Source organism: Streptacidiphilus sp. EB103A (genome assembly GCF_041261405.1).
Classification (GTDB): domain Bacteria; phylum Actinomycetota; class Actinomycetes; order Streptomycetales; family Streptomycetaceae; genus Streptacidiphilus.
This window is the reverse complement of record NZ_JBGCAQ010000011.1, coordinates 1-16,532: the sequence shown is the minus strand read 5'-3', so window position 1 is coordinate 16,532 and position 16,532 is coordinate 1. Positions and strand designations below refer to the sequence as shown.

General features: G+C 61.4%; 21 protein-coding genes. 11 read left to right on the top strand and 10 right to left on the bottom strand.

What is annotated here, in order from left to right:
* Positions 1-31 precede the first annotated feature (31 nt).
* Together ABH941_RS19120 and ABH941_RS19115 are read right to left on the bottom strand one after the other, a co-directional pair.
* Complete coding sequence (locus tag ABH941_RS19120; protein WP_370130601.1) at positions 32-361, bottom strand: hypothetical protein; 330 nt, start codon at positions 359-361, stop codon at positions 32-34.
* Positions 362-1,042: 681 nt separating this feature from the next.
* Positions 1,043-1,276 carry a helix-turn-helix domain-containing protein gene (locus ABH941_RS19115; protein ID WP_370130599.1) on the bottom strand — a complete coding sequence of 78 codons (234 nt, stop codon included), beginning with the start codon at positions 1,274-1,276 and terminating at the stop codon, positions 1,043-1,045.
* Positions 1,277-1,589: 313 nt separating this feature from the next.
* Between ABH941_RS19115 and ABH941_RS19110 the strand changes: the two genes are divergently transcribed.
* Positions 1,590-2,699 carry a hypothetical protein gene (locus ABH941_RS19110; RefSeq protein ID WP_370130597.1) on the top strand — a complete coding sequence of 370 codons (1,110 nt, stop codon included), beginning with the start codon at positions 1,590-1,592 and terminating at the stop codon, positions 2,697-2,699.
* A 58-nt stretch (positions 2,700-2,757) separates the two neighbouring features.
* Here the strand turns inward: ABH941_RS19110 and ABH941_RS19105 are convergent, their stop codons facing one another.
* The 5 genes from ABH941_RS19105 to ABH941_RS19085 all read right to left on the bottom strand — a co-directional run bounded on the left by ABH941_RS19105 (position 2,758) and on the right by ABH941_RS19085 (position 6,507).
* Complete coding sequence (locus tag ABH941_RS19105) at positions 2,758-3,570, bottom strand: hypothetical protein (protein ID WP_370130595.1); 813 nt, start codon at positions 3,568-3,570, stop codon at positions 2,758-2,760.
* Between the two features lie 63 nt (positions 3,571-3,633).
* A complete protein-coding gene (locus ABH941_RS19100) occupies positions 3,634-5,310 on the bottom strand; it encodes a hypothetical protein (protein ID WP_370130593.1) in 1,677 nt (558 codons plus the stop codon).
* Positions 5,311-5,591: 281 nt separating this feature from the next.
* Positions 5,592-5,798 carry a hypothetical protein gene (locus tag ABH941_RS19095; protein ID WP_370130591.1) on the bottom strand — a complete coding sequence of 69 codons (207 nt, stop codon included), beginning with the start codon at positions 5,796-5,798 and terminating at the stop codon, positions 5,592-5,594.
* Positions 5,799-5,882: 84 nt separating this feature from the next.
* The gene (locus ABH941_RS19090; protein WP_370130589.1) at positions 5,883-6,014 is read right to left on the bottom strand and encodes a hypothetical protein; all 132 of its coding nucleotides are present in this window, start codon (positions 6,012-6,014) and stop codon (positions 5,883-5,885) included.
* On the bottom strand, positions 5,983-6,507 hold the full coding sequence (locus ABH941_RS19085; RefSeq protein WP_370130587.1) for an ATP-binding protein: 525 nt from the start codon (positions 6,505-6,507) through the stop codon (positions 5,983-5,985). The genes ABH941_RS19090 and ABH941_RS19085 overlap by 32 nt, the downstream gene beginning before the upstream one ends.
* A gap of 232 nt (positions 6,508-6,739) precedes the next feature.
* Here ABH941_RS19085 and ABH941_RS19080 point away from each other — a divergent pair, with 232 nt between their 5' ends.
* Positions 6,740-7,585, top strand: coding sequence for a helix-turn-helix domain-containing protein (locus ABH941_RS19080; protein WP_370130585.1), 846 nt, complete (start codon positions 6,740-6,742; stop codon positions 7,583-7,585).
* Positions 7,586-7,608: 23 nt separating this feature from the next.
* A complete protein-coding gene (locus ABH941_RS19075) occupies positions 7,609-7,812 on the top strand; it encodes a DUF397 domain-containing protein (protein ID WP_370130583.1) in 204 nt (67 codons plus the stop codon).
* A 144-nt stretch (positions 7,813-7,956) separates the two neighbouring features.
* Here ABH941_RS19075 and ABH941_RS19070 read toward each other — a convergent pair whose 3' ends face one another.
* Together ABH941_RS19070 and ABH941_RS19065 are read right to left on the bottom strand one after the other, a co-directional pair.
* On the bottom strand, positions 7,957-8,949 hold the full coding sequence (locus ABH941_RS19070) for a hypothetical protein (RefSeq protein ID WP_370130582.1): 993 nt from the start codon (positions 8,947-8,949) through the stop codon (positions 7,957-7,959).
* Positions 8,950-8,997: 48 nt separating this feature from the next.
* Entirely contained in the window at positions 8,998-9,624 is a 627-nt protein-coding gene (locus ABH941_RS19065; RefSeq protein WP_370130580.1) for a hypothetical protein, read from the bottom strand.
* A 645-nt stretch (positions 9,625-10,269) separates the two neighbouring features.
* Here ABH941_RS19065 and ABH941_RS19060 point away from each other — a divergent pair.
* Entirely contained in the window at positions 10,270-11,295 is a 1,026-nt protein-coding gene (locus ABH941_RS19060) for a helix-turn-helix domain-containing protein (RefSeq protein ID WP_370130579.1), read from the top strand.
* 10 nt (positions 11,296-11,305) lie between these two features.
* On the opposite strand, the gene ABH941_RS19055 is transcribed toward ABH941_RS19060, so the two are convergent.
* On the bottom strand, positions 11,306-12,223 hold the full coding sequence (locus ABH941_RS19055) for a hypothetical protein (RefSeq protein ID WP_370130577.1): 918 nt from the start codon (positions 12,221-12,223) through the stop codon (positions 11,306-11,308).
* Positions 12,224-12,393: 170 nt separating this feature from the next.
* Between ABH941_RS19055 and ABH941_RS19050 the strand changes: the two genes are divergently transcribed.
* The 7 genes from ABH941_RS19050 (at position 12,394) to ABH941_RS19020 (ending at position 16,422) form a co-directional block, all read left to right on the top strand.
* Positions 12,394-12,681 (top strand): hypothetical protein, encoded by a 288-nt coding sequence (locus tag ABH941_RS19050; RefSeq protein WP_370130576.1) that lies wholly within the window; start codon positions 12,394-12,396, stop codon positions 12,679-12,681.
* A complete protein-coding gene (locus ABH941_RS19045; RefSeq protein ID WP_370130575.1) occupies positions 12,681-12,881 on the top strand; it encodes a hypothetical protein in 201 nt (66 codons plus the stop codon). The genes ABH941_RS19050 and ABH941_RS19045 overlap by 1 nt, the downstream gene beginning before the upstream one ends.
* Complete coding sequence (locus tag ABH941_RS19040; RefSeq protein WP_370130573.1) at positions 12,878-13,075, top strand: hypothetical protein; 198 nt, start codon at positions 12,878-12,880, stop codon at positions 13,073-13,075. Before ABH941_RS19045 ends, ABH941_RS19040 begins: the two co-directional genes overlap by 4 nt.
* Positions 13,072-13,251: a hypothetical protein gene (locus ABH941_RS19035; protein ID WP_370130572.1), complete on the top strand. Its 180-nt coding sequence runs from the start codon at positions 13,072-13,074 to the stop codon at positions 13,249-13,251. Before ABH941_RS19040 ends, ABH941_RS19035 begins: the two co-directional genes overlap by 4 nt.
* Positions 13,252-13,478: 227 nt before the next feature.
* Entirely contained in the window at positions 13,479-14,084 is a 606-nt protein-coding gene (locus ABH941_RS19030; protein ID WP_370130571.1) for an MT-A70 family methyltransferase, read from the top strand.
* Positions 14,081-14,248 (top strand): hypothetical protein, encoded by a 168-nt coding sequence (locus ABH941_RS19025; protein ID WP_370130570.1) that lies wholly within the window; start codon positions 14,081-14,083, stop codon positions 14,246-14,248. The genes ABH941_RS19030 and ABH941_RS19025 overlap by 4 nt, the downstream gene beginning before the upstream one ends.
* Positions 14,245-16,422, top strand: a complete 2,178-nt coding sequence (locus ABH941_RS19020) for a type IV secretory system conjugative DNA transfer family protein (protein WP_370130569.1) — start codon at positions 14,245-14,247, stop codon at positions 16,420-16,422. Before ABH941_RS19025 ends, ABH941_RS19020 begins: the two co-directional genes overlap by 4 nt.
* Positions 16,423-16,532: the final 110 nt, after the last annotated feature.

The window sequence follows — 16,532 nt, the reverse complement described above, 5'->3', positions numbered from 1 at the left end:
TCCGCGCCGCTGCTGGAGGTATCGGCCTCCGTCACTTCTTCTTGGCCTTCTTGTCGGGATTCACGTAGATGCGGCCGTGGGGTGCCACGTTGCCCGTGATCTTCCCGTTGAACTGATTCTCAATCCGGGCCTCCCGCGCAGCTGGCTCCTTGCTGCGTCGCCGCTCTCGCTCCGCCCACGAGGCGGTGGCTGCGAGCACGGCACTGGCCACGACCATGCCAGCTGTGGTCGCGAAGACATAGCGGTTCGCATCATCCGTGTGGATCCACTGCCAGACCACGAGTCGCATGATGACAAAGCTGGCGACGAACGCGAGCACGGTGCTGATCACTGCGATCAGCCACCGGAGTGATGCACTCATGGGTCCCCCTTTGGCTCCTTGAGTCTGACAGAGCGCAAGATGTCTCGTGCGTTGTTCGCGACAGGGATACGTCCGTTCCTCAGTGCTTCCCTCGAACGCCTTGGATTCCGCCCGTTTTCCGGCTGTCGCAGGACCTATGACACAGCATCACCTACTTCGGACGCCATGGGAGCGAAGCGGCGGAGTGCGATCATCACCGGGCTTGCGCGGGATCGGCCACGCCGTGGCGCGGGGTTGCCAGCGCCGGCAACGGGTGTGCCAGTGACCGCCCCAGACAAAATCACCGAAGGGACGCTCCCCGAGAGTCTGCGCCGCTTCGGGACGGGCGGAACCAGCAGATCCGGTGAGCACTGCCGTTCGGAACCCTGTCGAACCGCAGCTGACAGGGCTACCACTGTCGGCGCGGATCTCCCTGTGCCACGAGATGCGGAGCTCATTCTTATGTCGACCGATCGGGGGCCTCCGTCGGCCTGGGCGCCGGAAGCTACACGCCGGTAGCGCTCTGGGGGCCGAGGGCATCGTTTGGCGAGTGGATCTCTGCATTGGTGGCGCTGTGGCACCAAGAGGAGTCTTGGTTGCTGCCGGATGCCTGACGGTAGTTGTTGCCGTCATCACAGGCATGGCCGTTCTCTACGAGAGCATCAAGCAACGCAATGACAGGGAATCTTGGTGAAAGTGGCTTCAGCCCTCCAGCCGCTCCAACACTTTCTGGATCGTCACGCCAAGCGCCTTGGCTACGTGACCCAGCTCGATGACGTCGAGCCGTCGTTCCCCGGATTCGTACTTGCTTACGAATGACTGTGGCTCGTCGAGTGCCGCGGCAACCTGAACCTGCGTCAAGCCTGCTTCGCGGCGCAGGTCCCGGAGTAGAACACAAAGCCGCAGGTACTCGGCGGAATAGATCGACTTGTCCACCGCACCAGCGGACTGCCAGCTATGCAAATATCCCAACATCGGATATCGTTGGAGTTGCCGGATTCGACCTGGTTCCAGCACGATTCTTCGTGCTGGCCATGGCCCCCCGAGGGGAGGTGGAGTATGCGCATCGGACTCACGAATGGTGACGGTGGCGGCGGAGGCTGACCCCACCCGCACCGCGGCGACCTCCTGTCGCCGCCCATGCAAGTAGGAACCCCGGGAGACAGCTGCTCCCGGGGTTCGTTCGTCTTTCCCGGCCGACCAGAAAGGTCTTGGATCAAAAGCTACATTTGATATACTTGATCTTGTAATGCAAGATCTGCTTCACCGTCTCTACAAGGCCAAGCTCACCATCCTGGCGATGCTTCTGACAGTGGTCGGTCTGGGTCTGCTGTTCTTAGCTCACTGGGCTGCCGGCCAGCCGAACTGGTCGGGGCTCCACAACCTGCCGGTCAGCGACATCGGGTCGGGACTGTTCACCACCGGGCTGTTGGCTGTCGCCTGGCAGTACTTCACGGGCGAGGTGGCTGACGCCCGCACCGTCCGGCTCTTCCACCGTGTCGTGAAGGAAGAAGTACCGAGCATTCGCGATGCCGTCATTGACGGCTTCGCGTTCAACGCCGAGGACCTTGCCCGGGTGACCAACGACAAGACCCTCGACCAGATCACCCGGAACGCGTTGGCTCTCCAGCTCGGTGACAGCGGCCTGGCCGCGGATGTCTACGCCGACATACGGCAGCAAGTCATCCAGTCGCCGGAGCGACGGAAGAACTGCATCATCACGGTGGATCTGGCGCCTTGGGATGGCGGCAAGGACGAGCCAGCTATGTTCGTAGCCACAGTTCGCCACGACTATCGGGTCGTGCCCACCAGGCCCGAGATGCGCTTCTCCGCTACCAGCGACCAACAGGAGTACCGGGATCTACTCCTGGACCCACAGTCAGGACTGGTTTGGTACTTCAAGCCCGTCGGTGATCTGCACGGTGGTTCTACCGAAGCCTTTGAGTTGCTGCAGTTCACGGTGGACGGTCGGGACCAAGTGATCCGCCGCTCGAAGCGCAACCGCGGGCAGAGCTTCACCGTCACACCATCCGGCCGGCCCTCTGACGACGAAGGTGGGCCCTCGTCGTCACCTCGCGAGGTGACGGTTTCCTACACCTACCGCGTGCTCGTCCGGCAACACGGTCATCTGCTGTACCTCAACGTCGGGACATCTACCAAGGGCTTGAAGATTGCCCTACGCTACGGCGGCTGCGGCATCCGCTCGGTGAACACCCTGCCCTTCATCGCCAGCGCGACGCCGAGCCGGTTGTCCCAGACGCCAGCATCAGTACCGACACCAGCCGTTGAGGTCAGCTTCGACGGGTGGGTCTGGCCACGGTCTGGGGTGACGTTCGTGTGGGAGCTGGAGAGCGAGTGACGCGCTTTAGGGCTGACTGAGTCTGGCTGACCAAGCGTCACCTTGGCTCAGACAGGATCTACGTCTCCTCCGGTTCCGCCAGTGCGCTCAAGGAGCCGTACACCACGTGCACGCTATCGTCAGACTGAACCAACACTCCAACATCGAGCTTCCCCTTGAGCCAGGACGTAGCGAAGGCCAACCCACAGCCGATGTCGTAGGGCGTCGGCTCGCTGTTGATGGTCCACCGCACATAGGTGGGCGGTTTCTGGTCGAGGATCAGGATGGTGGGGTACCCGGCGGCTTGGGCCCGGGCAAGTTGCACCTGGAGCTTCTTCTCGACGGCGGGGGAGAAACGGAATCCCTCTTCGATCTTGGGATCGTGATAGCTCAGCAGAACGCGGCGGCCCTCCCAGAATGATGAGCCAGGCCCCTGCCAGCTGATGCTGACCTCGGAGTCATGCCACATCCCCGTCGGCCGGACCGCAGCGACTGCGACTCGGACGAAGATGTTCTCCTCGTACTCGCGCATCAGGGCGTTCCATCCGTTGCGGGTATGTCGGTCTGACCTGACGAACGGCTTGCAGCCCACCATCACCGCACGGTCGAACTTGGCGGCCAGCTCCTCCAGGCGCGGCAGGAGGTTGTCTTCGAGCTGCTTCATGGCCGCTGGGATCTGCCTGTCGAACTTCTTGGAGGCCAAGGCAATGTCTGCCGCCCAGGTACGGGAGGCACCTCCCTCCGTGACCTCGATCAAGGCGTCCACGGTCAGGGCGTGCTTCTCATTGTCGGGGCGGCCGACGACTGTAAGGGTGCGCCGTTCGTTACTCAGCCCGTCGCAGACGAGCTTGAGTACGGCGTCCTCGCGCTCTAGGGCTTCATCCTTCGGCATGGCATCCATGGTGACCGAGGAGGTGGACGCGAGCGAGCCAATTACGGATATGGGTCGAAGCGGTTAGCTTGCAGCGGGAGGGAGTTCTACTCCTTGTTCCTCGGTGGAGAGCATGGTTACCGTGACAGTTGAGTCCGATCCCGGCCTCAGAATGATCGCAGGCGGGCTGGTCTCTCCGGCAGCTTCGGCCACTTCAACGATGCGGGCGGTCGCGAGATTCTTCCTGGCAATGCCGAGGAAGTAGGAGTCTCCACCGAGTTCTACGACCAGGGGCTCAGTGAACCACATGTCGCGAACCTCTCCCTCTCTGAATTGCTCCTGGAATCGCGTCAGTCCCTCGGGGGTCGTTTCGATTCGTAGCGTTGTCCACTCGCCTGAGAATTCTTCGCGCGTCAGGTAGGCATGGGCTTCTTGGAGGGCTTCGACCTCATCGCTAGTCAGAGTGCTTGGCATAGGGAAATAAACGCCACTGCTTCGTTGAACATCGTCGATTAGTTTAAGGAGTGCTGCATGTTGGGCGTACTTCTCAGTCCCGCTCTCCGAGATGGCAATCGGTGGCCCAATCTCTTTTCCATTCACCAGCATGACAAGATGGCGCCCAGGCTTCATCTCACGAAAGAAGATCGCCGCTGGTAGCAGCTTTCCGGGGAGCGAACCAGGCGGATCACGGTGTTCGTAGTGAAGATTGATCCGGTGCTCCTGCGCGTCGATTCGCGCTTGAATGGACACAATGGAGTTGAGATCTGAGAGTTTCAGCATGCCCCCGCGTTGCCCTACTGTGCTTTCCGTAGCCATGAAAGGCATCTGGGCGGCAATTAGGCCGCGCTCATCTTGGATGCGAAATACTACGCGAAGATCTTCTGGGGGAGTGTTGACGACCGCCTCCAAGCGCAGCTCTCCGCCCTCGAAGTTGCTTCCTAGGCCAACTGGCGCGTCGATGTCTAGTCGTTGGATGTACTCGGCCGGGATGACGCTCGACGTCCCGTAATTGAAGGTGTCTTCGAGGGCTTGAGCGACCGCTCTCCCCACTACCGTTTCGGGGAAATGAAAGGATCCGCCGATTGTGATGGGGCGGTCATTCTCTGCGCCTGGATAACGAGGTGCGACCGTAACATTTACAGCTCCGTCGGGGGTAACTGAGAAACCGAAGGAGTAATGCGGGTCGAGGTCGTTGAGTCGGTCCTTGAGAACTCGGACGCGTTCAACGAGATCCGGTACCCCTTGAGTAAGACCGGCTTGCTCACTATTGATCTCCTTCAGGAGACGAAAGATCTCGTCCTTACTGCCCTCAAGATAGTAGCGAGGCAGGTCTGGATGTTTAGCCATCTTTCCATCGAGCCAAGTCTTGCCTCGCCAGTAGCAATCAAACGAGTAGGGGCTCGTCAATCCGTCAAACCACTTGAGTTCGGCATCGTTATGGTCGATAGGGACCACCAAGTACCATACAACCGGGTTGTGAGTTGCGGCTCGCTTGAGTGATCGCTTGATTTGATCTCGTTGACTTTTGCCGACGCGCCCAGTGAAGCTCTTTAGCTCAAAGATTTCCAACCCCGTAGGTAGTGGAAGTTGTACATCTTTGCCGCCATCCCCGCCGGCGCCATCAATTCGCTGAGCCTCAGGATGAAGCCGACTAATGAGCACGGCCACCATGTCCTCATAGACACTTGAGCTGAGTCGCTCGTCCGTCCAGTCAACGCGATTCTTCATTCCATGCTCCATTGCATGGTTCCATTTTCTCATGGTCGTCGGATGCTAGCAATGAAGGGCGGTCGTCTCGACGGCGGTGCCGCAGGTCCACCGAATGTCCACCCTCGGCTCCCCACGAGTCTTCTGGTGAACACCGACTCGTAGCCGAGATCTTGGGTTCGGCCAGCATGCTGGAGACACCACAGCTCTGGCTACTCAGCCACACCGGCTTCACCAGAAGACTCGTGGGGAGATGCACTGCGCTTCCGACAACCGGTGGCGCGGCATCCGGGTCGGGACGGTGGTCATCTTCACGACGCGGACCCATTGGCGGCTCATGCTCGCTCCCGCACCCAGGCTGCCAGCTGGCGCACCAAGTCTGCGGGAGCACCGCCGAGTTGGACCAACGGCCTTCCGGCCACTGGGAAGTCACGACGGAGCGAGGGCAGTGTGAACTCCGCCAGCTTCAAGGCGTCGGCCAGCTCCTGGGCAGCGTCGGCTGCTTCCTTGAGCGGGTCGCTGTGGGTGTCGGCTTTGGGCATGGCTGTGCCTTCCTGCGGTGGTTGGACTTCTGGGTGCGACCCTGACCCGATTCGGTCGCCATGGGTTAGTACTGACGTTCCCGATCAGGGGGAACGCGGCGGTGCGGTGAGTGCCAAGCCCAGTTCGCGGGCGGCTTCAATGACGAGCGTCATGAGCTGGGCGGTGGTGAGCAGTTCGCGGCGTTCACCCTCCGGGCCGAAGTCCAGACGGTACATGCCGGAGTCCGTGGGGCAGATCGGCATCCGTAACCCCGGGGTCGTATCGGAGCTGTCGCCCACCAGGAAACCTCCTTGTGGCCAACTCGCCCGCCGCCAGTGTCCTTTCGGGCACCTTGAGCACAAAGAACGTGGCCTTGCCGCGGAGTACGCCGCGCGTGCCCCAGTCGTCAGCCAGTTGCTCGACGAGGAACAGTCCGCGGCCGGAGGTGGCGTCATCCGGGCTATTACGGCGCTTCGGAACTCCGCGCCCGTGGTCAATGACGGTCACCGTCAGCAGCTCCTGCCGCAGTTGGCAGACGATGCGGTAGGTGCGGCTGCCGTGGGCATGCAGCACGACGTTGGTCACCAGCTCACTGACCAGCAACTCGGCTGTGTCGACGGTCTCCTCAGGGATGCCCCAGCGTAGGACGGTGTGCCGTACTGCCCTGCGGGCTTCCGGCACTGACTCGGCGGTACAGGGGAACCCAAAGGATGTTCGGTCGTTCGTCACCAGAGATCACCTCACGGTGCTTGGGTTGGCAGGCTGGAAAAATGGCTGCCTGCAAGGGAGTTGGCCCCACCGCAAGCGCCACAAGGCGTCTGACGGGGCGTTACCAACTGCCCCTACGGTAGCCATGCAACTACGCCATGTGCAAGTCCCAATCTGCAAGTATGCAGATTTACTTGCTAGCGTTATGCATGGCCTACCGGGCAGACTGACAGCTACATCGACAAGGAGAGCCATGGCCCAGACCATCCGCAGCCGCCGCCTGGGGGCAGACCTGCGCCAACTCCGACGCAAGGCCAACCTGACGGCCGAAGCGGTTGCCTCAGAGCTGGGCTTCTCCCAGGCCAAGGTCAGCCGCATCGAGAGCGGCGAGGTGCGCGTAGCCCGCACTGACCTCAAGGCCATGCTGGCCATGTACGGCGTTACCGACCCCGCGGAGGTCGAGAACTTCGTCCAGGCCGCCAAGGATGCCCGTACCCAAGGTTGGTGGCTGGCCTACGAGGACGCCCTGCCACGGGAGTACCGAGACTTCATTGCCCTGGAAGCGTCGGCTACCAGCATCCGTACCTTCCAAGGCATGATCCTGCCGGGCTTGGCTCAGACGCCGGACTACATCCGTCACGTCACCACCGCCGGGCCGGCTGTACTTGATCCTGGCCACGTCGACTCGCTCATCAAGGTGCGGACCGACCGACAAAAGATCATTCTGGACAATGTGCATCCGCCGAAGCTCTGGATGATCGTCACCGAGGGCGCCATCCGCCAGCTTGTCGGTGGCGCTGCTGTCATGGCCGAACAGCTCCAACACCTGGCACAGCTCACCCAGCTGTCGAACGTCACCTTGCAGGTGCTGCCGTTCGCGGCCGGGGCCCATGCTGGCGTCCACAGCTCCTTCGTGCTGTTCGACTTTCCCGGCAACGACGGCAGCGTTGCCTACGTCGAGAATCTGACCGGCACGCTCTTCATGGACAAGCCCGGTGAGGTTGAAGCCTTCTCCGGTGCGTTCGACCACCTGCGGGCCGGCGCTCTCAGCCCGGCTGACTCCTTGGCGCTCATTCAGCAGATTGCGGATGGGCTGTGACCCCGATGACCAGAGGAAGCACCATGACCAATCCAGAGATCGTTGGCCCGTTCGTCAAGTCCAGCTTCAGTGGCCAGCAAGGTGACTGCGTGGAGGTTGCCCCACTGGCCGACGGTGGCAAGGCTGTCCGCGACAGCAAGGACCAGGGCGGCCCTGTGCTGCGCTTCACCCCAGCGGAGTGGAGTGCGTTCGTGTCCGGCGTGCGGAGTGGTGAGTTCGGGGTGTAGGTGCGGCAGCAGTGATGCAACAGAAGGAGTCCCGGCCAGTGGCCGGGACTCCTTTCATTTGCTGCATGACGCTGGCACTTGGGGTATCACTATATGAACCAGCACGTCAGTAAGTCACTCATTGGTACGCCAACGGGAGCAAGTTTATCCCCTTTGCTGAGCAATCCTTACAAGCTCGGCAGCGATTGCCCCTGAAATCGGCAACCCGAGATCTTCTTCCAACCAGCCGTACTGACCGTTTGCGTTACACTCCAGGAAGACGATGCTTCCGTCCGGCCGCTCGATGAAGTCGAAAGCGCCGAACCCAAGCCCCATTGCTTCCAAGTATTGGATGCAGAGTTCGGCTATACCCTCGGGAAGATCGCCTTTCCTGAACTGAACACCTGTACCATTCTGGTGCTTGCGCCAGTCATCCTTTGCTTTCGCGTCTGTGTAGATCGCCGCAGGAAAGACCTCTGATCCGACCACGGTTACGCGCCACTCGCGGGCCTTCTCCACATACGGCTGATACAGCCCCGGAAACGGAGAAGTAGCGTCCTTTATCTCGTCAACGCGCATCTTGTCGAGGATGGTAGTTGGCAGGGCTTTGACGGTGTTTCCTTCGCTGATGACACCCCTCATCATCTTCACGATTATCCGGGCGCGGCCGTCAGGTAGGAGCGCTTCTGCGATGGCATCCCAGTCGCTGCTTACCACAGTATCTGGAACCTCAAAACCGATCTCATGTGCAATCAGTAGCTGGCCGAGCTTCCTGTCTGCCTTGGCTAATTTTGCAGGCGAGCTGAGCCATACCCCCTCCGGATAGAACTGGGGCCAGATCGTATCGTGAAGGGCGCGAACCTCGTTATTCATATAGAGCTGCTTTGCCAATTGCTTGCCAGCGTCGGGAAGGCCGAAGCTCGCGATCTTGCGATACCAGGCGGCACTCAAGTGCTCAGGCAGGATTGAGACGCCCTCGTAATCGGCTGAAAGCACTCCCCCCTTGACGCCAATCACCAAGCGATCCTGGCCGCCGAGCACCCTGTCCGTCTTATAGACGATGACCGGATACCCCCTTGCTTCGAGTAGACGACTCACGGGGCCATAAGCGTGCTCATCAAAGGTTGCTGCTGCGATGAGGATGGGATTCTTGGTCATTGGAATTTCCCTTCTCGTGGGCACGACGTTGGCCCAGAGGCCAGGAAGCTACTTTCGATTTGTGATGCGGTCAAGCTCATCTTCGGCCGGCATTCGCATAACTGCTTCAGAGAGCGGTCGCTTCAACCATGGTTGTTCATCTTCGGGAATTGCCAGCGACTTGGGCCAACGATATGGTTCCCGGCCGTATGCTGCCCGACGACTGTTAAGTTCGACAACTGTGGTAAAACGAGCAACAGTCGGCAAGAACGGGTACTTTTCCTCGTCGAACAACCACTGTGTGCCGAACTCCTGCGGTTGTCCTTTCTGAACCAAGACCCAATCGAGCATCGCGGGGATTAAGTCATAAGCACAGTCGTCCTTGTCTCGGTCGTAGCACTTCTGGAAGGCCGCTAGAATCTCTTCCAACGGCTCGCGCGAGGCATGAATAGCTAACACGGAGAGAGCCACTGAGCCATCTCGTCCAATATTGCTGAGCGACGGTTCGCCAATCTTGCGAAGGATCTCTAGCGCTCTCCCAAGTCGCGCGTCAACATGCCCATACAATGCCTCACGCTCGCGAAGGTACCTTGGGGTTCTTCCCTCAGTCCAGTACAGCTTTCCAAGGCTCTTCCAATCTTTCTGATCCTCTTCGAGCAGTAAGACCAACTCCTTTGATAAATCGAGATACTTCATATATTTTCAATTTTAGATCAGATTTCCCATATTGTAAAATATAGAATAGGCAATGCATAGGGGCGGCCCATAATTCACCAAATCCTGGACAATGCATGGGCCGCCACCGTGATGCCGGAAGGCTACTGATCGTCTGCTTCGCCAGCAGGCGGAGTCGACTGGTTGGAACGGCTCAGGCCTACGGCGTCGGTCTCCTCTGCCAGTGCTTCCAGTACCGTGATGCGAGGGTTACATTCCTCCTCGCGCTGCACAAGAATACTCATTTCTCTTCACCTCCGCTCTACCCTGTGTCTCCGAACGTGCCCATAAATGACGCAACGGCGTCGATCGGGCGAATCGGTGTTGCATGCGCCCGTCTCAGCTACTGGTCGTCCGCATCCGGAGGAACCGGCGGCGTCGACTGGTTGGATCGACTTACGCCAAAGGCGTCAGTCCCCAATGCCAGAGCCTCCAGTAGAGTGATTCGCCGATCGGCGTCACTCTGTTGGCCCTGGGTTGCCAGCTCGCTCATTTTCCCACCTCCCTTCATACCCTATTTTTGCGCGTCCGACTAACGCTGTCCTTGACGCGGTGTAACCAATTCTTCAGGAGTCAGCGTGCAAAGCAAGACCCACGCAGGAGATTCGCACTATTCTGGAAAATGCGATGGCACCGCCTGGTGTGCGCAAGCCTCCCAGCTGGACAATCAGGCCGCTGATCCGGATAATAGGCTGCAAGATTCGGAAAACTGGGGGGCCAGTGGGAAGATCAGCGGGGCGGCCCGAGCGAGCGTTAACCCGAGATGGATCACCCGTTCGTGAGCTGGCCTTCTGGCTGCGCGACCTACGCGCTGCGTCAGGGCTGACCTACGCCCAGCTCGCACAGCGGACCACCTATTCGATCAGCACCCTGCAGGAAGCAACTGCTGGGCGCCGGCTGCCCACCTTGAAGGTGACGCTGGCGTTGGCTGAGGCTTGCGGTGGGACCTCTGAGACTTGGCGCTCGTATTGGATCCAAATACGACGCGCCTTAGACAGTGGCAATCCTGTGGCCCAGGAGGACATCGTGCCACCTTGGGTGGAAAATCATTCTGAGAATCTTGGCAGTGCGTCCGCAGCGGCGTCGACCAATCTGGTAGATCGGGTCGAGGACAGCGAAGCCAATGAAAGGGCGCCAGTTCAGCAAGAGCCCAGCGAGTGTGAAGCTGTAACCTCGGATCGGCAAAAGGCCCAATGGTCAAAGAAGCGTCTCCGTCTAACGGTCGTCGGAGGCATTACCTGCTTTGGCGTGGTGTCGGTAGTGACACTTCTAACTGCCTCAAGTCCCAAGCACTTCCAGTCGTTTGCCTCAGTGATCGTACAAAATAAGGTCGCGATTGGACCATCGGAGCTCATAGAAGACTCCTCGCCGTCCTATCTCTCTTCTGAGACGATCTCTCGCTGTGGTACCCGCGGCTGCAAGCTTCAAGGGACAGAGATGTCGAGCGGCGCGAAACTCGTAGTGTCATGCTGGACGCACGGCGAAGAGATGACCAACGCAGACTTCACATCCGCAGGTATCAGCCGGAACAAGGGCGTTGCGAGCTCGGATCTCTGGTACCGCGCCCTCTGGTCGGACGGCCGCATCGGTTACATCTCCGAGGTCTACATCGTGCCCCAAAATCGAGGGACTATGGACCTAAAGCAGTGTTGAGCAGGAAAGCTCAGGCGGAAGGCTGCCACCGCCACGCCACCCCCGCGCACAGTCCTCCGTACAGCTCGTGGAACTGCGCAGCAGCCAACCCGCCGTCCCCGATCGGGATGAGCTGGCCCTCCTCGGGCTCACCAGGTCGCTCGATACGGCTGAGCTTGTCGTAAGCCCAGATCATCGCCGGTCGTTCACCGAGGAAGCAGACTTCCACCCGGTAGCGCAGCGCCGGACTCTCGAACGTCTGGCCTGAGAAGTCTTCGGTTGGTGGACGCTCCTCGACTGCTTCAGCAGGCACACGCTCGCGGAAGCTGAACGTGTGCGCCTGGCCGCGCCTCAGGGGGTACGGAAACATGACCTTGTGCAGCACGCCGTTCGGTGTGGTCTTGTGCAGGCTGATCGTGCAACCCCGGCCGTCACTCAACTCAGTTGGGCTGTAGGTGCCGTAGATGAAGCCTGCGGCTCCGTCCACCAGCGAGATGACCTCCCGCGTCTGGTGCGACTCGAAGAACCGCCGGTCACGGATGACGCAGACCACGCTGAGACTGCGAATCAGCAAGCCACCATGCGGCACGGGCAGCTTGTCCGGCGTCGGCGCTCCGGCATAGAAGGCGCTGAGCAGCCGCAAGGCCAACTCGTCCAGGGCGGTGTCTTCCCACTCGCGGACGGTGTAGGGCTGCCGGCTGACGCTAGTTGCGTATGCCGCTCTTCGGTCGGCCAATTCGTCGGCGCTGTCAGGGTCGATGCCGAATGCCGCCCACAGAGCCGGACCGCCCCGCGTGTCCTGGATGGACCGGAGAGCCGTAAGCAATCGTTCCAGCACCGTTTCGGTTGGCTGGTCGTAGCCACCACAGGTCCTGAGGACGGCTTCGGCCTTCTGAAGACGGTCAAGCGTCAGACCGCGGCCCTTGCGTAGGTACTTCAGGTCGGTCACGACGTCTGGGCGCTGATTCCGAGCTGGTTGCTGCGCAGGCACTTGTTGTCCCCTTCCGGCCCTGATCCCACTTCTACCCCACTTTGGGCCGCAACTGGGGCAACCCAGGCAGAGTCGTTCTCACGAGGTTGGACAGCAAGTCCGGCCGCTGTGGGAGGAGTCGCCGATTCATGGCAAACGAAATGATGAAGTCAGGCACGGGCGGCGTGCTACTGCCGGCGTACGCCAGGCGTGAGATCACACGAGTCGTCGGGGTGACCAGGATCGAGCAGAGCAAGGTGCACGCCAAGTCGGCGGTCGGCGAGTTCGCCATCTCCGAAGTGAGCTACCTCAAGGCCATCCAGCGACAGGCCGAATCCGTCAACCCGGACGCTGCCGAGGCCATCGCGCTCATCGTGAACGTCACGGTAGCCGGCATTGCCCGGAGCGTGGCCCAGTTCAGCGCGGAGCTCGACTGATGGCCACGTTGATCGACCTGGTGCTGCTGGCCACTGCGGTCGGCAGTGGCCGGATGTGGCAGTACTACCGCGATCTGCCGTGGATGCGCGTCGGCCGGCACTTGGGGGCAGCCCATGACGCCATGGGCGACATTGCGGCCCAGCGTCGAGGGGCCGAGGAACAGCTCACCCGGACGACCTACCAGCGGAGGCGGGGATGAGCCAGAAGACTGCGTTGCGCGAGCTGCGCCGCCTGCTCGACCAGGGGAGGTGGGGGTTGCTGGACACCAGCATTCTCCTCCGGGACTTGGAAGAGGGGCACCTGGCCGAGGCCGAGGAAAGGCTCAGGGCCGAGTTGCGGGTAACCGACGAATTCGCGGCTCCGGCCGACCACACGGACTACAAACCCGAGTGAACAACAGTCCAGAGGGATGGGGTCGGCGCGTACTGAGCGCGCTGGCCCTGGTTGTAGCGATCAGCTTCGGAGCCCACTGGGCCTACGAGCTGCTGCGGCCCCTGGTGCCATACGCGGTTTCTGCTGCTGTGGTGCTGCTCGTCGTCCTGGCGGTGCTTCGCCGGCGGCGCTGGTAGAACACGGCGTTTCTGAGCGAGTGTTGTTGATAAAGCTTCAACATTCTCGCAACCCGATCCACTGCCAGATGTGACCCCTGTAACGGGGGCGCCTGACCGTTAGCTCGCCTGCATGTTCGGTCGAATGTTCGAGCGAGCGAACGGTTTTCAAGATCACCATCGTGATCTACACATATAGGTGGCTCCGGCGCGCAAGACATTGCCGGGCCATAAGCAAAAGGAGGTACATGACAGAAATAGCAACCACGCGGGCGGTACCCGCCCGCTTCCGGACGATCCTGGCCGATCCCCCGTGGGACCACCAGCAACGGGGGGCGAAAGGTGCACAACAGCACTACTCGCTCATGACGCTCGACAAGATCAAGTCGATGCCGATCAGTGGACTGGCCGAGGAAGATGCCCATTTGTGGCTTTGGGTAACAAATGCCGCACTTCGGGACGGGTATGACGTCGCCGAAGCCTGGGGCTTCACCACCCGCTCCGTGCTCACGTGGGTCAAGTTCCGCTTGGGGCTGGGGAGTTATCTGAGGAACAGTACCGAGCACCTATTGTTCTGCACACGCGGTAGGGCTCCAGTCAAGTTCAAGTCCCAGCCCACGTGGATCAACGCGCCGGTGACCGAGCACTCCAGGAAGCCTGACGAGATTTATTCGATCATCGAACGCGTCTCCGAAGGACCCTTCCTAGAGCTGTTCGGACGACGTCGTCCCCCGAGCAATCAGGACTGGTTCGTGTGGGGGAACGAGATCGACTCAGATGTTCGCATCCTCAACTACCCCGTGCCGAGCGACAGTCACCACAAGCGAACCTCTAAGGAGAGAGGAGACCTATGACCAAACGCAAGACCAAGCGCCCGGAACGTCGCTACTTCATAGAGGGCGATCGACGGGAGACGATGGACAGCCGCAAGCTCGGCAAGGTGCTACTGGCCGTGGTACTGGCCGAACAGCAACGTGCATCGGAAGCGGCCGAGTCCTCGGAATCGAGCCCGGGATGACCGCCGTCTCCAAGCGCGGCATCCAGTTCGTCCGACTGCATCTGCCGCGACCCCTCGATGCGGACGCCGTGCTCGCCTTCCTCGGCCGGCTGGCAGCCGACCGACAAACGGCACGGCTGGTATTTGAGGTTCGTGCCGAAGGCGGCCAGACGCGTCACCTGCTCGGTGCCAGGGCCGTGGACATGGCGCGGCTGGGCCGGTTGCTCGGGCACTTCCTGCCAGGCTGCCTGCTGGAGGACGACCCGGGGCACGGTGCAACTCGCCCGTTGGTGACAGCTGCTGGTCGGCTCCGCATTCGACCGTCGTACTTGCCCTTGAACATGGAGGCGCCTGAGGCGGTCTCCAAGGCGGTGCTGTCGGCACTGGCCATGCCGCTGGGTCAGAACGAGACGGTCGTTGTCCAGGTGATACTCGGCCCCCGCATCTTGCCTTCTGTTTTGCCCGCGGAGTTCCAAGATCCCAGTCTGCCGCTCGTGCACACCGTGCTGGTCGGCACCAGGCCGGCGGGGGCGGAACTTCGGGGTCGACTCCGCCGACGCGTCGAACGCCCCGGCCATATGGCCACCATCCGGGTTGGTGCGGCTGCTGCTACGCGCGAGGGCCGCACCGGGCTGCTCCTCGGCGTGCTGTCCGGGCTGACGGTGGCCCAGGGGCCCGGCACTCGCATACGGCTGGTCGGTGATCGGGCGGCTGCCATCAACAGGGCACGGCGCCCCTGGCTCTGGCCGCTGAAACTCTCAGTGCCGGAGCTGGCTGGACTGCTGAGCTGGCCGTTGGGTTCGGACGAGCTGCCGGGGATGCCACCGCTGCATCCCAAGCCCTTGCGGGCAGCAGCGCACGTCCATCAGGGCGAGCGGGTCTTTGCTCGTAGTGCCGCGCCCGGCGACAAGCGGCTAGTCGGTATCGCGGCCAAGGACGCGACGTACCACGGCGTGGCCTACGGGCCGAGTGGATCTGGGAAGACAAACGTTCTATTGCACCTCATCCTCGCGGACATCGCAGCAGGTCGTCCGGTGGTCGTCCTTGATCCAAAACGGCAACTCATTGACGACATCCTGGCCCGTGTTCGGGAGGACCAGGTCGACCGTATTGTCGAACTGAACGCCGCTGATGACACACCAGTTGGATTCAACCCGTTGGACGTCACCGGCAGAGACCCGGATGTGGTGGTGGACGGGATCCTGGCGGTCTTCGAGTCGCTGTTCGCCGACGGCTATGGCCCTCGAACTGCCGACCTGTTCAGCTCCGGTTTGCGCACGCTGGCCCGCGGTAGCCGCCCGAGCGCACCAGCGACCCTTACCGATTTGCCCCGGTTGTTCACCGACGTGGCCTTCCGTCGACCCTACGTCGGCCGTGTGCAGGGAGACTTGGCACTGGCTCAGTTCTGGGCCTGGTACGACGACCTCACACCGGTCAACCAGGCGGCTGTCATGGCTGCACCCATGAACAAACTACGACAATTCCTACTCAGGCCGGCCGTGGTGCGGATGCTGGACCAACGAGGCGGCCGGTTCCGACTGCGTGACGTTTTCCGGACCAACAAGGTCGTGCTTGTGCCCCTGAACGAGGGGCTCATTGGGCCGGGTGTCGCAAGCTTGATCGGCAGTCTGGTCATCGCGGAATGCTGGCAGGCCGTGCAGGAGCGCGCCACCGAGCCGAATGCCCACCTGCGCCCAGGGGTCATATACGTGGACGAGGCCCCAAGATTCGTTCACCTGCCGACCTCGCTGGCCGATGCCCTGGCCATCTCGCGCTCGCTGTCAGTGGGCTGGCTCCTGGCCGCACAGTTCCGCAGCCAGTTCCCGTTGGAACTGCGCACCGCCGTGGACATAAACGCCAGGAGCACCATCGGGTTCACCACCGTGGCTGACGACGCTCGCGATCTTGCTAGCAAGCTGGCACCCGGGCTGGAGCCCGAGGACTTCATGGCTCTGCCTCGGTTCCATGCCTACGCCAACCTGGTCGCCGACGGCGCGCCCTCAGGGTGGGCGCTGGTGCGGACGCTGCCGCCACCACCGCTCACCAATGACCTGGCAACGATCCGGGAGACCATTCATGCCAACTGGAGCACACAGCCAGAAGCGTCACCGACCAACCCTGCTGCCGTAGTCCAAGCCAGCGTCGAGCCACCACAGATCGGCCGCAAGCGCCGCAGCAAAGCTTCTGATGAATAACCCAAAAGGCGAATAAGAGCGTGTCTCATGTGGTGGGTGGCTGGCCTGCGGCATGATTGACCTTCATGGGGGTTGATCTGTCGCAGCGGCTGGTTCCTGACGGCCTGTGG

Coding starts and splice junctions, on each gene's coding strand:
- ABH941_RS19100 (WP_370130593.1), bottom strand. CDS start 5,310: ATGAGAAAATGGAACCATGCAATGGAGCATGGAATGAAGAATCGCGTT.
- ABH941_RS19050 (WP_370130576.1), top strand. CDS start 12,394: ATGGCAAACGAAATGATGAAGTCAGGCACGGGCGGCGTGCTACTGCCG.
- ABH941_RS19045 (WP_370130575.1), top strand. CDS start 12,681: ATGGCCACGTTGATCGACCTGGTGCTGCTGGCCACTGCGGTCGGCAGT.
- ABH941_RS19065 (WP_370130580.1), bottom strand. CDS start 9,624: ATGAAGTATCTCGATTTATCAAAGGAGTTGGTCTTACTGCTCGAAGAG.
- ABH941_RS19025 (WP_370130570.1), top strand. CDS start 14,081: ATGACCAAACGCAAGACCAAGCGCCCGGAACGTCGCTACTTCATAGAG.
- ABH941_RS19105 (WP_370130595.1), bottom strand. CDS start 3,570: ATGCCGAAGGATGAAGCCCTAGAGCGCGAGGACGCCGTACTCAAGCTC.
- ABH941_RS19040 (WP_370130573.1), top strand. CDS start 12,878: ATGAGCCAGAAGACTGCGTTGCGCGAGCTGCGCCGCCTGCTCGACCAG.
- ABH941_RS19075 (WP_370130583.1), top strand. CDS start 7,609: ATGACCAATCCAGAGATCGTTGGCCCGTTCGTCAAGTCCAGCTTCAGT.
- ABH941_RS19090 (WP_370130589.1), bottom strand. CDS start 6,014: ATGTACCGTCTGGACTTCGGCCCGGAGGGTGAACGCCGCGAACTGCTC.
- ABH941_RS19030 (WP_370130571.1), top strand. CDS start 13,479: ATGACAGAAATAGCAACCACGCGGGCGGTACCCGCCCGCTTCCGGACG.
- ABH941_RS19110 (WP_370130597.1), top strand. CDS start 1,590: ATGCAAGATCTGCTTCACCGTCTCTACAAGGCCAAGCTCACCATCCTG.
- ABH941_RS19080 (WP_370130585.1), top strand. CDS start 6,740: ATGGCCCAGACCATCCGCAGCCGCCGCCTGGGGGCAGACCTGCGCCAA.
- ABH941_RS19120 (WP_370130601.1), bottom strand. CDS start 361: ATGAGTGCATCACTCCGGTGGCTGATCGCAGTGATCAGCACCGTGCTC.
- ABH941_RS19060 (WP_370130579.1), top strand. CDS start 10,270: ATGGCACCGCCTGGTGTGCGCAAGCCTCCCAGCTGGACAATCAGGCCG.
- ABH941_RS19070 (WP_370130582.1), bottom strand. CDS start 8,949: ATGACCAAGAATCCCATCCTCATCGCAGCAGCAACCTTTGATGAGCAC.
- ABH941_RS19020 (WP_370130569.1), top strand. CDS start 14,245: ATGACCGCCGTCTCCAAGCGCGGCATCCAGTTCGTCCGACTGCATCTG.
- ABH941_RS19095 (WP_370130591.1), bottom strand. CDS start 5,798: ATGCCCAAAGCCGACACCCACAGCGACCCGCTCAAGGAAGCAGCCGAC.